This window comes from Streptomyces sp. WG7, from assembly GCF_049975785.1.
In the GTDB taxonomy this organism is placed as follows: domain Bacteria; phylum Actinomycetota; class Actinomycetes; order Streptomycetales; family Streptomycetaceae; genus Streptomyces.
Genome location: NZ_JBNGGE010000003.1, coordinates 278,943 through 293,254 on the forward strand (window position 1 = coordinate 278,943; position 14,312 = coordinate 293,254).

The 14,312-nt window shown below is 73.0% G+C and carries 11 protein-coding genes; 4 read left to right on the top strand and 7 right to left on the bottom strand.

From position 1 onward, the window contains the following. Positions 1-5 precede the first annotated feature (5 nt). The 6 genes from ACP4J0_RS05730 to ACP4J0_RS05755 all read right to left on the bottom strand — a co-directional run bounded on the left by ACP4J0_RS05730 (position 6) and on the right by ACP4J0_RS05755 (position 8,955). Positions 6-1,328, bottom strand: coding sequence for a M20/M25/M40 family metallo-hydrolase (locus tag ACP4J0_RS05730; RefSeq protein ID WP_426597488.1), 1,323 nt, complete (start codon positions 1,326-1,328; stop codon positions 6-8). After that, positions 1,321-2,154 carry a M55 family metallopeptidase gene (locus ACP4J0_RS05735; protein WP_426597489.1) on the bottom strand — a complete coding sequence of 278 codons (834 nt, stop codon included), beginning with the start codon at positions 2,152-2,154 and terminating at the stop codon, positions 1,321-1,323. Before ACP4J0_RS05735 ends, ACP4J0_RS05730 begins: the two co-directional genes overlap by 8 nt. 304 nt (positions 2,155-2,458) lie before the next feature. After that, entirely contained in the window at positions 2,459-3,184 is a 726-nt protein-coding gene (locus ACP4J0_RS05740) for a class I SAM-dependent methyltransferase (protein WP_426597490.1), read from the bottom strand. Between the two features lie 144 nt (positions 3,185-3,328). Further along, positions 3,329-5,806, bottom strand: a complete 2,478-nt coding sequence (locus ACP4J0_RS05745; RefSeq protein ID WP_426597491.1) for a SpoIIE family protein phosphatase — start codon at positions 5,804-5,806, stop codon at positions 3,329-3,331. Positions 5,807-5,951: 145 nt separating this feature from the next. Then, positions 5,952-8,351 carry an MFS transporter gene (locus ACP4J0_RS05750; RefSeq protein WP_426597492.1) on the bottom strand — a complete coding sequence of 800 codons (2,400 nt, stop codon included), beginning with the start codon at positions 8,349-8,351 and terminating at the stop codon, positions 5,952-5,954. A gap of 160 nt (positions 8,352-8,511) precedes the next feature. After that, the gene (locus ACP4J0_RS05755) at positions 8,512-8,955 is read right to left on the bottom strand and encodes an SRPBCC family protein (RefSeq protein ID WP_426597493.1); all 444 of its coding nucleotides are present in this window, start codon (positions 8,953-8,955) and stop codon (positions 8,512-8,514) included. Between the two features lie 160 nt (positions 8,956-9,115). Between ACP4J0_RS05755 and ACP4J0_RS05760 the strand changes: the two genes are divergently transcribed. The 3 genes from ACP4J0_RS05760 (at position 9,116) to ACP4J0_RS05770 (ending at position 11,524) form a co-directional block, all read left to right on the top strand. Next, a complete protein-coding gene (locus tag ACP4J0_RS05760; RefSeq protein WP_426597494.1) occupies positions 9,116-10,156 on the top strand; it encodes an Rv2578c family radical SAM protein in 1,041 nt (346 codons plus the stop codon). 439 nt (positions 10,157-10,595) lie between these two features. Then, positions 10,596-10,994 carry a RidA family protein gene (locus ACP4J0_RS05765; RefSeq protein ID WP_426597495.1) on the top strand — a complete coding sequence of 133 codons (399 nt, stop codon included), beginning with the start codon at positions 10,596-10,598 and terminating at the stop codon, positions 10,992-10,994. 26 nt (positions 10,995-11,020) lie between these two features. Then, positions 11,021-11,524 (top strand): N-acetyltransferase family protein, encoded by a 504-nt coding sequence (locus ACP4J0_RS05770; protein ID WP_426597530.1) that lies wholly within the window; start codon positions 11,021-11,023, stop codon positions 11,522-11,524. Positions 11,525-11,528: 4 nt separating this feature from the next. On the opposite strand, the gene ACP4J0_RS05775 is transcribed toward ACP4J0_RS05770, so the two are convergent. Then, entirely contained in the window at positions 11,529-12,116 is a 588-nt protein-coding gene (locus ACP4J0_RS05775) for an adenylosuccinate lyase (RefSeq protein WP_426597496.1), read from the bottom strand. Between the two features lie 383 nt (positions 12,117-12,499). On the opposite strand from ACP4J0_RS05775, the gene ACP4J0_RS05780 reads away from it, so the two are divergent. Further along, positions 12,500-14,305 (top strand): 3-hydroxyacyl-CoA dehydrogenase family protein, encoded by a 1,806-nt coding sequence (locus ACP4J0_RS05780; RefSeq protein ID WP_426597497.1) that lies wholly within the window; start codon positions 12,500-12,502, stop codon positions 14,303-14,305. Positions 14,306-14,312: the final 7 nt, after the last annotated feature.

Below are 14,312 nucleotides of genomic sequence, written 5' to 3' on the forward strand. Positions count from 1 at the left end.
AGGGGCTACGCCGTGCGCAGGAAACGGTCGAGCACACGGACGCCGAAGTGCAGCGCCTCGACGGGGACACGTTCGTCGACACCGTGGAAGAGGGCCTGGTAGTCGAAGCCCTCGGGCAGCCTCAGCGGCGCGAAACCGTAGCCGGTGATGCCGAGGCGTGAGAACTGCTTGGCGTCCGTGCCGCCGGACATGCAGTAGGGCACCACGTGCCCCTCCGGGGCGAACTCCTCGACGGCGGCGCGCATCCGGGCGTACGTCGGCGAGTCCACCGGCGACTGGAGGGCGACCTCGCGGTGGGCGAACTCCCAGTCCACGTCCGGCCCGGTGAGCCGGTCGAGGGTGCTGCGGAACTCGTCCTCCAAGCCGTGCAGGAAGCGCCCGTCGACGTATGCGACGGCCTGCCCGGGGATGACGTTGACCTTGTAACCGGCGTCCAGCATGGTCGGGTTGCTGCTGTTGCGGACGGTGGACTCGACCAGCCCGGCGGCGGGTCCGAGCTTGTCCAGCAGCGCGTCGACGTCGCGCAGGTCGGTCTCGATGCCGTAGACGGCGGCGAGTTCGGTGAGGGCGGCGCGCACGGTCGGGGTCAGGCGCAGCGGCCACTCGTGGCCGCCGATGCGGGTGATCGCCGCAGCGAGCCGGGTGACCGCGTTCTCCCGGTTCACCTTGGACCCGTGTCCGGCCCGCCCCCGTGCGGTGAGCTTGAGCCAGCCCGTGCCGCGCTCACCGGCGGCGATCGGGTAGAACTGGCGGCCGGCGCCGTCGTGGAAGGTGAACGCCCCCGACTCGCTGACACCCTCGGTGCAGCCCTCGAACAGCGCGGCGTGCCGGTCGGCGAGGAAGCCGGAGCCGTCCTCGGCGCTGGCCTCCTCGTCCGCGGTGAACGCGATGACGACGTCGCGCCGGGGGCGTACCCCCTGCCGGGCCCAGTCGCGCACGACGGCCAGGATCATCGCGTCCATGTTCTTCATGTCGACGGCGCCGCGCCCCCAGACGACCCCGTCGCGGATCTCCCCGGAGAACGGGTGCACGCTCCAGTCGGCGGCCTCGGCGGGCACCACGTCCAGATGGCCGTGCACGAGCAGCGCTCCGGCCGACGGGTCGGTGCCCTCGATCCGGGCGACGACGTTGGTGCGGCCCTCGGTCCGCTCCAGCAGCGTGGGTTCGATCCCCGCCTCGGCGAGCCGCGCGGCGGCGTACTCGGCGGCGGGCCGCTCCCGGCAGTCGCCGCCGCCCCGGTTCGTCGTGTCGATCCGGATCAGCTCGGAGGTGAACCGCACGACCTCGTCCAGCGCCCGCGCGTCCACGCCCTCGGGACTCTCAGCCATACTGCTCCTCCACCGCGGCCGAGGCGATCGTGGTGACCGCCTTGAAGGTGCGGATCGCCTCGAACATGGTGTCGTGGGTGTACGCCACCTTCCGCTCCCCGATGCGGGCCACGCCCGGCACGACGGTCGAGGCCGCCGCCAGGTGCTCGGCGTCGAACTCCACCGCGACGGTAAAGGGCCCGCCGCTCACCGGCTCGTGCCGCACCGCGAGCGCCGCCGCCTCCTTTGCCGCCGCCCGGATGTCGCCGGCGGTCCTGGCCGGCGTACGGCACACGGCCGCGTACCGCGACACATGGTCCTTGACCGCGACCTTCAGCGCCTCGGGCGCGTACCCCAGCGCGTCCTCGCACGCCACGTCGTCCCCGGTGACCAGCACCACCGGCACCCCGTACTCGGCGACGACGTGCGCGTTGAGCAGCCCCTCGCTGGCCCGTACGTCGTTCAGCCACACGCCGGTGATCTGGTTGGCCAGGTAGGTGTGCGCGAGGACGCCCTCCATGCCGGCGCCCGCGTGGTACCCGATGAACGCGATGCCGTCCACGTCCCCGTGCTGGACGCCCTCCACCATGGACAGCGCCTTGTGCCGGCCGGTGAGCATCTGCGTCCGCTCGTCGAGCTGCTCCAGGAGCAGGTTGCGCATGGTCCAGTGCGCCTCGTTGACGAGCACCTCGTCGGCACCGCCGTCGAGGAAACCCAGCACGGCGGCGTTCACGTCCGAGGTGAACATCGACCGGCACCGCTCCCACTGCGGCGTCCCCGGCAGCACGTCGGCCGGCCAGGTGACACCGGTGGCGCCTTCCATGTCGGCGCTGATGAGGATCTTCATGCCTCGAAACCGTACGCGCTGCCCGGCCGCCTCGGCCAGAGCTGTGGATAACTATCGGTGGTCCGGACCACTGAACTCACCTCGTACGGGCTACGACCAGCTCTTTCCATGCGATCGGCCGGTCGTGGAGCGGCGGCCGCCCGACGCCGGCCCGCGCCCGACCGACGTGCCGGGCGGGTGCGCGAGCCTCGGATGCGGCGCCTGCGGCGGGGCGCAGGCGCCGCTCCCGCCGCAGGCTCGGAACGGGCTCGACGCCTGCCCCGGGACAGCACGCGCCGGGCTCGCTCACCACCCGGCGCGTCCGTCACTCGCGCCGCCCCGCCACCACCCACGTCGACGGCAGTTCGATCCGTGTGCCGTCCGGTGTGTACTCCGTGGTGAACAGCGGGAGTTGACCGCTCGCCAGGACGGTGAGGCCGGCCGCGCCCAGGTACTCCGGTACCGCCTCGTCGGGGATCGCGCCGGGGGTCAGGCCGTGCCGCAGGACGGGTGCCAGCTTGGCCGGGGGCCCCTCGGGCCCCCGGGCCAGTCCCGTCAGCACGGTCCCGGCCTCCTGGGACGGTTCCACCAGGAAGGCGCGGCCGCGTACGCCGACGAGTGCGGCGAGGGCGTCGGCCAGTGGCCGGCGGTCGTCGGGCTCGCACTGGTGCAGGACGCCCCGCACGTAGACGTTGGCGTCGCCCAGCTCCGCGTGCAGCGTTTCCGCCTCGGCCTTGTCGGCGGCGTCCAGTTGCCGGTACACCGCCTGGCCGGCGGGGTCGGCGTGGCGGGCGTGGTCGAGGGCGGCGGTGGCCAGGTCGGCGCCGACGACGTGCGGGAAGCGGTCCGCGAAGTACCGGGTCTGGGTGCCGTTGCCGCATCCGAGGTCTATCAACGGCAGGCCGGGGTCGGTCAGGTGCGGCTCGAAGTACGCCAGGTGCCGCCCGGCGGTCAGCATGGGCTCCGCGTCCCAGAACACCGCCCCCTGGCCTCCGGGCGCCTCGCTCCAGAAGCTCTCCCAGGCGTTCCGGTACCGATTCGTGACGCTCATGCCCGTCTCCCCAGGTGCGACGTACGGCCCGCCGGAGTGACGGGCCCGTACGGTGTATCGCGCCCGGCGCACGGCCACAAGCGCCCGGCGCACACCTTTGTCGGACAGGGGGACCCTGCGCGCCCCCTGACGGCGTGTGACGACTCAGCGGCGGGGCAGCGTCAGCTCGAACCACACGGTCTTGCCCGCCTTCGTACGGCTCGCGCCCCATTCACGGGCGAGGGTGCTGACCACGCGCAGCCCGCGCCCGGTCTCGTCGTCGGGACCGGCGCCGCGCAGTGCCGGCAGTTCGTGGTCGTCGTCGTCCACCTCGCACAGCAGCGTGTCGGCGCGGACCAGGCGCAGCTCGACGGGGCGGGTGTGGGCGTGCCGCAGGGCGTTGGTGACGAGCTCGCTGACCATCAGTTCGGCGGTGTCGGCCACGTTCGCGGGCAGCGCCCAGTCGTGGAGTTGCTCGCGGACCGCCGCCCGGGCCCGGCCGGCCTCGGCCGGGTGGTGGTCGATGCGCCATGTGGCGACGGCGTCGGGCTCGATGCCGCCCAGCCGTGCCATCAGCAGGGCCACGTCGTCCCTGCGGCCCCCGTGGGTGCCCAGCGCGCGGATGATGGTGTCGCAGGCGTCGTCCATGGAGGCGGCCGGGTGGGCGGCGGACTCGCAGAGGGTGGCGAGGCCGACGCCGATGTCCTCGCCGCGCACCTCCACCAGGCCGTCGGTGCACATCACCAGCCGGTCGCCGGGCTCCACCCGCACGCGTACCGTTTCGAAGGGCACCCCGCCGACGCCGATCGGCGCCCCGGTGGGCAGGTCGAGCAGCTCGCCGGCACCGTCCTGGGCGCGGACCAGGACGGGCGGGATGTGGCCGGCGTTGGCGAGGTGCAGTTCCCCGGCGATGGGGTCGTAGACGACGTACAGGCAGGTCGCCAGGTGGGTGTCGCCGAGCCGCCGGGCGAGGTCGTCGAGGTGGCGCAGCAGTTGGGCGGGCGGCAGGTCGAGGCCGGCCATGGTCTGCACGGCGGTGCGCAACTGGCCCATCATGGCGGCCGAGTTGAGTCCGTGGCCCATCACGTCGCCGACGACGAGGGCGGTGCGGGCGCCGGGCAGTTTGACCGAGTCGAACCAGTCGCCGCCGACACGGCCGAGGAGGGTGCCGGGCAGGTAGCGGGTGGAGATGTCACAGCCGGCCATGTGCTCCGGGATGTGCGGGAGCATGCTGTCCTGGAGCGTCTCGGCGACGTTCTCCTGGTAGGTGTACATGCGCGCGTTGTCGAGTACGAGGCCCGCGCGGGCGGCGAGTTCGGCGCCGGTGACCCGGTCCATGTCGTTGAAGACGGGCCGCTCCGGGTGCCGGAGAAGGATCATGAAGCCCAGGACGACGTCGCGCGCCTTCAGGGGCACCAGCAGCATCGAGCGGCCCGTGATGAGCGGCCGGATGTCCCGCTTCTCGAACTGGGAGGCGATGGAGTGGCCCATCTCCTCGCTGATGCGGGGCACCAGGACGGGTTCGCCGGTGGTCATGCACTGGAAGAAGGGGGTGTGCGCCGGGAACGGCATGGCCTCGCCGACCGGTACGACGTCGTCCCAGCGGCCGGGTTCGTCGGTGTGTTCCAGGGCGACCCGGTGCCACATCGTCGTCGTGTCCGGCACACCGTCGGGGAATCCCTCGCCGGCGACGACCTGCTCCCGCAGATAGGTGCCGGCGACGTCGGTGAAGCGGGGGACGACGGCCCGGCTGACCTCGACGACGGTCCGGGAGAGGTCGAGCGAGGTGCCGATGCGTCCGCTGACCTCGTTGAGGAACTCCAGGCGTTCGCGGACGGCCGCGTACTCCAGGTCCTCGGCCTCGTCCCGCAGGTCCTCCGGCACCGGCTCGCCGGCCGCGAGTGCCCGGGCCGCCCGCTCGCGGCGCGCCCTGCGCCCGGCGCGCCGGGGCACGCCCCAGTCGGGGGTGACGGGCACCCGGTCGTTCCGGCTGAACTCCAGGACCGGGTAGCCCAGTTCGAGGACCTGCGCGACGATGCGGGCGCTCTCGCCCACGCTCATGCTGGGCAGGATCTCGGGGAGGCGGCGGGCGAGTTCGTCGGCGCCGGGGAAGTCGGTGTGCAGCGCGAAGCCGGGTGCGATCCGCTCGACGGTCGCCTCCCCGGCGCTCCCGCCGGCGAAGTCCCGCCGCAGCCCGTCCGCGTCGGCGGCCAGCACGAGCAGCCGTTCCGGGCCGGGCCCCACCAGGGGGTACGCCCACCACAGCACGTCGACGCGGTCGTTGCCCGGGACGGTCAGGCGGGCCCGGCCCGCCGCCGGGTAGGACAGCTGTCCGTCGAGGGAGGTCGCCAGGCCGGGTCCGAAGCCGTCGTAGGCCGCCGCGGACGAGCCGTACGCGGTGGCGTCCTCCGCGTCGGGGAGCGCACCCGAGACGGGCAGCAGGTCGGGGGCGGGCCGGCCGATCGCCTCCTCCTTGGGCAGGGCGAACAGCCGTCGTGCGCCCCGGCTCCAGTGGGAGACCAGTCCGTCGCGGTCGACCACGACGACGGCCAGCGGGACACGGCCGGCCACGGGGTCCGCGGGTACGGCGCCGGGTCCGGCCCGGCGGCCTGGAGGTGTGTCCCGCTCGGTGCCATGGTCCATGGCGTCAGGCCCTCTCTCCCCACGGCTCCGCAGGATCTGTGTCGCCGTCACCACCGTACGGCGGTGGCCGGTGACCAGGTGCGGCAACGGGGGAATTGGTGGCGCGCGAACACACCGGCGCGCGCCCGCGCGCCGGTGTCCGGTCTCAGTCCTCGTGCCCGAGTTGGAGGTCGCGTTCCGTGCGGCCGCCGCCGGCCATCTGGAGCACGGTCGCGACGGGCGGGTAGCCGGCGGCGATGACGGTGTACTCGCCGGACGACAGGTCGACGAACCGGAAGGTGCCGTCCGGCCCGGTGGTCAGCGTGTCCACCACGTTGCCGGCCGCGTCGAGCAGCGTCACGCGCGCGTCCTCCACGGCCCGTCCCCCGCCGGCCCGCACGGTGCCGCGCAGCACGGCGCCGCCGGCCAGCTCGATGTCCTGGCGGGTCTCCCGGGCGGCCTGGACACTGACGGGCAGCGCGGCCGGGCGGAAGGCGGGGGCGCTGCCGGCGAGGGTGTACTCGCCGGCCACCAGCTCGGTGATGACGTAACCGCCCTCCCGGCCGCTGCGGGTGGTGGCGACGACCTCGCCGTGGACGTTGGTGAGCGTGACGATCGCGTCGCGCACGGGGCTGCCGTCCGCGGTGAGCACGCTGCCGGCGAGGCGCCCGGCGCCGCCGAGGACCACGTCCAGTTCCACCGGGCGTTCGCCGACGGTCACGGAGACCGCCTGCGGCTGGTGACCGCCGGCCGCGGCGATCAGGACGTACGACCCCGAGCCGGGCGTGGCCAGCGCGTAGCGGCCGTCGTCGCCGCTGGCGCCCCGGCCGATCTGCTGTCCGCCGACGTTGATGAGGGTGAGCGCCGCGCGGGGCACGACGGTGCCGTCGGGGTGCTGCACCGTGCCGCAGACGGGGATGCCGGCGGCGTACGGCGACCGGGCCTGCGGGACGGGGGCGACGTGCTGCGCGGTCTCCGGCTCGGTGACGGGGGCGTTGTGGGACACCAGGGGTTTCTCCTTGAGGAAGCAGGCGATGAGCAGCCCGAGGACGAGTACCGGTACCAGGTAGAGGAAGATCCGCGGCATGGCGTCGGCGTACGCCCCGATGTAGGCCTCGCGCAGCGCCGGGGGCAGGGAGTGGACGAGCTCCGGGGTGATGGCCTCGGCGTCGGGCAGTCCGGCGCCCGCCTCGGCGGGGAGCCGGTCGGTCAGGGCGTCGGTGAGCCGGTCGGCGAAGAGGGTGCCGAAGACGGCCGCGCCGACGCTGCCGCCGATCTGCCGGAAGTAGTTGTTGGCACTGGTGGCGGTGCCGAGGTCGGCGGGGCGCACGGAGTTCTGCACGGCGAGGACCAGGACCGGCATCACCATGCCGATTCCGGCGCCGAGGACGGCCATCCAGATGCTGTAGTTCAGGCGGGGTGTGTCGGCGTCGAGCCGGGACAGGAGCCACATGCCGACGACGGACAGGGCGCTGCCGAGGATCGGGTGGGACCGGTAGTGCCCGGTACGGCTGATGAGTTGGCCGGAGATGATCGAGGCGCCGACGATGCCGCCCATCATCGGCAGCATCAGCAGGCCGGACTCGGTGGCGGTGGCGCCGTCGACCATCTGCAGGAAGGTCGGCAGATAGCTGGCGGCGCCGAACAGGGCGACACCGATGACGAGGCCGACCAGGCCGGTGACGTTGAAGACGGAGTCCCGGAACAGCCGCAGCGGGATCAGCGGTTCGGGCGCGAAGTGCTCGGCGACCAGGAAGAGGAGGGTCGCCCCGGCCGCTCCGGCGGCGAGGCCGAGAATGACCTCGGAGCCCCACTCGTACTCCGTGCCGCCCCAGCTGGTGAGCAGCACCAGGCAGGTCGAGGCGGCGGCGAGCAGCAGCGCGCCGAGGATGTCGAGGCGGGCCCTGGCCCGCGGTTTGGGGAGCTTCAGGACGACGGCGACGACGGCCATGGTGACCAGGCCGAAGGGCACGTTGATGTAGAAGCACCAGCGCCAGGACAGGTGGTCGGTGAAGTAGCCGCCCAGCAGGGGGCCGGCGACCGAGGCGAGTCCGAAGGCGGCGCCGATCAGGCCCATGAACCGGCCGCGTTCGCGGGGCGGCACGATGTCCGCGATGATCGCCTGCACACCGATCATCAGGCCGCCCGCACCGACGCCCTGCACGGCGCGGAAGGCGATCAGCTGGTCCATGGTCTGGGCCCGGCCGGCGAGTGCCGAGCCGACGACGAAGACCAGGATGGCGAACTGGAAGACGCCCTTGCGTCCGAAGAGGTCGCCGAGCTTGCCGTAGATCGGCAGGCCGACGGTGGAGGTGAGCAGGTAGGCGGTGATCGCCCAGGACATCTTGTCCAGGCCGTGCAGCTCGCCGACGATCTTCGGCAGCGCCGTGGCGACGATCATCTGCTCCAGGGCGGCGAGCAGCAGGGCCAGCATCAGCCCGACGAAGACCAGCCGGACCCGGCGCGGGCTCAGCCCGGCGTCCCACTCCGGCCCGGGAGCGGGGGGCTCGGGAGGCGTCGGGGGTGCCGCGGCCGGTTCCTCCTGCACCAGAGTGATCCCGCCCACGCGCCGCTCCCCTCGTCACACCTGCTCACAATTGCCGCCAGATGCGACAACTGCGAACAAGTGCGAAAAGTTACGGCGCGCAACGGTATCCCGCGGGGATCACTCGAACCGGTGAGGCCGCCGACGGCCGCTCAACGACCGTACGCGGCTTGCCCTTTGGCTACTTCTCGACCTCGGCGGCGAGCTTGGCCAGCATCGCGTCGTAGATCCGGGCGAGCCCCTTGGGCGCGAAGGTCTTCTCGAAGAAGCCGCCGATGCCGCCGGCACCCTGCCAGGTGGTGGCGACGACCACCCGGGACCTGCCCTCCCCGGCAGGGGTGACCCGCCAGGTGGTGACCATGGAGGAGTTGCGGTCCCTCTCGACGAGTTCACCGTCGGTCGGCTCGGTGACCTCCAGCAGGCAGTCGCGGACGCGCTTGCTGGTGGCCTGGAGCTTCCAGTGCACGAGGGTGCCCTCGCCGTCGCCGCCCTCGCGGACCTCGTACTCGCTGAAGTGCTCGGGCAGCAGCTTCGCGCGGGTGCCGCTGTAGTCGGCGAGGGTGTCGAACACCGTCTCCGCGTCCGCCGCGACGATCCGCTCCGTCTCCGCCTCGACCTGCGCCATCGGGTTCCTCCAGGGCCTGGTTCTCGGGGTCGGGGCAAGCCAACCACCCCACCGCCCGGCCACCAAATCGGGGGGCGCGAAGCGGCTCCGCGCGACTCGTCCGCACGATCAAGGGAACATGTGTTCTATTGTGTGGGCGCAGTACTACCGAGGAGGCGCCATGCGCTGGGAGAACCTCACGGACTCCGACCACGCCCGGGCCGCCGACCCCGCGCTTTTCGGCGCGGACGCGGTCACCACCCGCACGTTCGACACGCCCGAGTTCCGCGGCATCACCTTCCACGAGGTGCGGGCCCGCTCGATCCTCAACCGCGTGCCGGGCGCCTCGCGCATGCCGTTCGAATGGACGGTGAACCCCTACCGGGGCTGCACGCACGCGTGCGTGTACTGCTTCGCGCGCAAGACGCACGGCTATCTGGACCTGGACACGGGACTCGGTTTCGACTCCCAGATCGTCGTCAAGGTGAACGCGCCCGAGCTGCTACGACGCCAGCTGGCGTCGCGCCGCTGGCAGGGCGAGCACGTGGCGATGGGCACCAACGTCGACTGCTACCAGCGCGCCGAGGGCCGCTACCGGCTGATGCCGGGCATCATCACGGCCCTCACCGAGCGGGCCAACCCCTTCTCGATCCTGACCAAGGGCACGCTGATCCTGCGCGACCTGGACCTGCTGACGCGGGCGGCACGGGTGACGGACGTGGGGATCTCGGTCTCGGTCGGCTTCACCGACCCCGAGCTGTGGCGCACCGTGGAACCGGGGACGCCCGCGCCGGAACGCCGCCTGGAGGTCGTACGGACCCTCGGCGAGCACGGCATCGGCTGCGGGGTGCTGATGGCACCGGTCATCCCGTTCCTGAGCGACGAGCCGGCCCAACTGCGCGCGACGGTGCGGGCGATCGCCGCCGCCGGCGCCACGTCGGTGACGCCCCTGGTGCTGCATCTGCGGCCGGGCGCCCGGGAGTGGTTCATGGCCTGGCTCGGACAGCACCACCCGCACCTGGTACGCCGGTACGAGCGGCTGTACGCGGAGGGCGCCTACGCCCCGAAGTGGTACCAGCGCCGAGTCACGCGCCAGGTGCACGACCTGGCCCGGGAGTACGGCATCGGACCCACGCGCGCGGGGACGCCGCGGCGGATCACGCCGCCGGAACCTGAGGCCGAGCCCACGCCGGCCGAGCCGGTCCAGCTCTCCCTCATCTGAGAGCGGACACCCCGGCGCGTGGCCGCACGCCACGGCAGGCGCACCACTTTCCGCGGCGGTCCCTCCGCACCGGGCCGGTCGTTCTTCCGCGTCGCGGACCAGGAGCGGCCGGCAGGCCGTCAGGCCCGCGATGCGGCGACGGCCTCCTGTCCTGCTGTCCTGCTGTCCTGCTGTCCTGCTGTCCTGCTGTCCTGCCACCTTCGCCCCGGCCTCCGCCACCAGGGCGACGCCAGGGGGCAGGCCGGGCCCCGACGCGAACGGCCATCCGCGTCCCGCGCGCCCGACCACGGCCTCACCCCCGGCGGTCGCGTACCGGCGCTCCCCGGTGTTCAAAGGGTGGGAACACATCTGGACGGCAACCCGGTCGAAACCGCCGTAGTCGTCGAAGTCGGCGGCGTGGCCGCCGAGCTGCCGGTCTCCGCCGGTCCACCATGGACGCATGAGTGAACTGACCAGGATTCCCGCCCCCGAGGGCGTCGCGCCCGCCGCCCAGTACACCCATGTCGTCCTCGGCACCGGGCGGTTCGTGGCCGTCTCCGGCCAACTCGCGCTGGACGAGGACGGCAAGCTCGTCGGCGAGGACGATCCGGCGGCTCAGGCCCGCCAGGTCTTCGAGAACCTGCGGCGGTGTCTGGCGGCGGCCGGGGCGACCTTCGACGACGTGGTGAAGCTGACCTTCTTCGTCACGGACATGGCACACATGTCCGCGATCCGCGCGGCCCGCGCCGAGCACATACCCGACGACCGGCTCCCGGCCGCGTCGGCGGTACAGGTCGCCTCACTGGTCCGGCCGGATTTCCTGATGGAGATCGAGGCGTTCGCGGTCGTGGCCCCGTGAGCGGGCCCCGGGCCCGGGTGCGGGAGATGGAGCTCGTCGACTGCGACCGCGTGTCCGCGATCCGCGTCCGTGGCTGGCAGACGGCGTACCGGGGCCTCGTGCCGCAGCCGTACCTGGACGGGCTCGACGTGAGCGAGGACGCCGAACGGCGCCGCGACTTCCTCACCCGTGCCCCGGACGGCGTGGTGAACCTGGTCGCCGAGGACGACACGGGCCAGGTCGTCGGCTGGGCCTGCCACGGTCCGTACCGGAGCGGCGAACCGCACCCTGCCGACGCGGAGTTGTACGCCCTGTACGTCGACACCGCGTGCTTCGGCACCGGAGTCGGACAGGCCCTGCTCCGGGAGTCGGTGCGCCGGAGCAAGGCCGCCGGGCACGCCCGCATGCTGCTGTGGGTGCTCGAGGGCAACGCCCGCGCCCGGCGCTTCTACGAACGGGCGGGTTTCCGCGCCGACGGTGCCGAGGAGCCGTTCGAGGTGGAGGGGGTCTCGGTACCCGAGGTGCGGTACACCAGAGACCTGACCGGCTGACGGCTCACCGCTGCCCCGGAATGCGCGCCAGCGCCCGCACCGCCGCCTCGGCCAGCGCCGGGTGGGCGAGCGCGTCGTTCAGGACGGGGCCTGCCCGGTCGTCGCCGAGGGTACCGAGGCCCTCGACACAGGCGAGCGCCACGCGCCGGTACGGGTCGTGCGGGCGCAGCCGTCGCTCCAGCGTGGTGATGAGGGCGGGCACGGACTCGGGAGCCCGCAGTTCGACCAGCAGCCGCACCGGGTGCAGGGCGTAGGCGACCCGTAGTTCGTTGGTGGCGAGGGCGGCGGCGGCGCGGGCGGTGCGGGGGTCGCCGAGCCGGGCGAGGGCGTGGGCGGCGGAGGCGCAGCGGGGTGGGTCGCGGTGGTTCAGCAACAGCACGAGGGACTCGAAGGCCCGCCGGTCCCCCGCCACGCCCAGCCGGAACGCGGCCAGTTCCCGGGCCCACAGCGGGTGTCCGGGCTCGGTGAGCACCGCGGCCAGCTCGTCCGGGTCCCCGGTCGCCACGAGACGGTCGTACGCCGCCGGGGCACCCGGCGCGTCGACCGACTCGGCCCGTAAGCGCTCCGTGAGCGCTCGCAACTCTTCGTCCATGACACCGAGGTTAGGGGCGTCACAGGGCGCGTGGGACGTGCATCACGAACACCGGGGGCTGGCGCGCTCGTTACCCGCGAGTTAAGCTCAGACGAGCGAGTTACCCACTCGCCGCAACTCCTCCCGGTGGCCTGGTGACGCAGCCGCCGTGAGAGCAGTCGGTTCGGTATCCGGGTGTCCCCGGTACCGCAGTACGACTCGGCCTCGGGACAGGGCCGGTCGGAAACCGCCGTCGGACGGCGTGTGCACGCCCTCCGACGCGGCACCGGGCGTGTGCGCCAGTCGGCCCGGCACCACCCGCACTTCCTTCCTCACGCACCCGGTACGCCCCTTCGCGTACCCGGGCGTGTTCCCGTCGTCACCCTCATTCCTGGAGTCCCGCGATGGCCACTCCCCTGTCCGACACCCCTCTGTCCCCGCTCCGGACCATCGCCGTCGTCGGCCTCGGCACCATGGGCACCGGCATCGCCGAGGTCCTGGCCCGGGCCGGCCGTGACGTCGTCGGCATCGACATCAGCGAGGCGCAGGCCGCGACGGCCGTCGCCGCGCTGGAGTCCTCCACCGCCCGCGCCGTCGAGCGCGGACGCCTCACCGAGCGGGAGCGCGCCGACGCCCTCGCCCGGATCCGCACCTCCACCGACCTGCGGGCGGCCGCCGACGCCGACCTGGTGATCGAGGTGACCCCGGAGTCGTACGAGATCAAGCAGCAGGTGTTCCGGGACCTGGACGGGATCGTGCGTCCCGGGACGATCCTGGCGACCGGCACCAACGCGCTGTCCGTGACGCGGCTGGCCGCCGACTCGGCCCGCCCGGAGCGGGTGCTGGGCCTGCACTTCTTCAACCCGGCCCCCGCGATGAAGCTGGTGGAGGTCGTTTCCTCGGTGCTGACCGCGCCGGGCGCCGTCACGGCGGTCACCGACCTCGCGCTGGACCTCGGCAAGGAGCCCGTCGCGGTCGGTGACCGGCCCGGGTTCGTCGCCGACGGCCTGCTGTTCGGGTACCTCAACCAGGCCGCGGCGATGTACGAGGCGAACTACGCCTCCCGCGAGGACATCGACGCCGCGATGCGGCTCGGCTGCGGCCTGCCGATGGGGCCGCTGGCCCTGCTGGACCTGATCGGCGTGGACACCGCGCGTACGGTCCTGGAGGCCATGTACGCCGCCTCCCACGACCGTCTGCACGCCCCGGCGCCGATCCTGAGGCAGCTCAGCGAGGCGGGTCTGACGGGCCGCAAGGCGGGGCGCGGCTTCTACACCTACGAGGCGCCGGGCAGCGCGGCCGTCGTGCCGGACGCGCTGACCCCGAGCGCGGGTGGCGGTCCGGTGACCGGCCGTCCCGTCCGCGCGGTGGGCGTCGCGGGCTCGGGCACCATGGCGTCCGGCATCGCCGAGGTGTTCGCGAAGGCCGGCTACGAGGTCGTGCTCGCCGCCCGCAGCGCGGAGAAGGCGGTGACGGCCAAGGCCCGGATCGGCAAGTCCCTGGCCCGCAGCGTCGACAAGGGCAGGCTGACCGCCGAGGCCGCCGCGCGGACGCTGGAACGGATCACGCCGACCGGTACGTACGACGACTTCGCCGACGTCGACCTGGCGCTGGAGGCGGTCGCCGAGGACCTGGAGGTCAAGCGGCAGCTGTTCGCCACGCTGGACAAGGTCTGCAAGCCGGGCGCGGTGCTGGCCACCACCACCTCCTCGCTGCCCGTGGTCGCCTGCGCCCGCGCCACCTCGCGTCCGCAGGACGTGATCGGCATGCACTTCTTCAACCCCGCGCCGGCCATGAAGCTGGTCGAGGTGGTCCGCACCGTGCTGACGGCGGACGACGTGCACGCCACCGTCCGCGAGGTCTGCGCGAAGATCCGCAAGCACGCCGTGGACTGCGGCGACCGGGCCGGGTTCATCGTGAACGCGCTGCTGTTCCCGTACCTCAACAACGCCGTGAAGATGGTCCAGGAGCACTACGCGACGCTCGACGACATCGACGCGGCGATGAAGCTGGGCGGTGGCTATCCGATGGGCCCCTTCGAGCTGCTGGACGTGGTCGGTCTGGACGTCTCGCTCGCCATCGAGAAGGTCCTGCACCGCGAGTTCCGCGACCCGGGCCTGGCCCCGGCGCCGCTGCTGGAGCACCTGGTGGCCGCGGGCTGCCTCGGCCGCAAGACGGGCCGCGGCTTCCGCGAGTATGCCCGCCGCTGAATCCGGC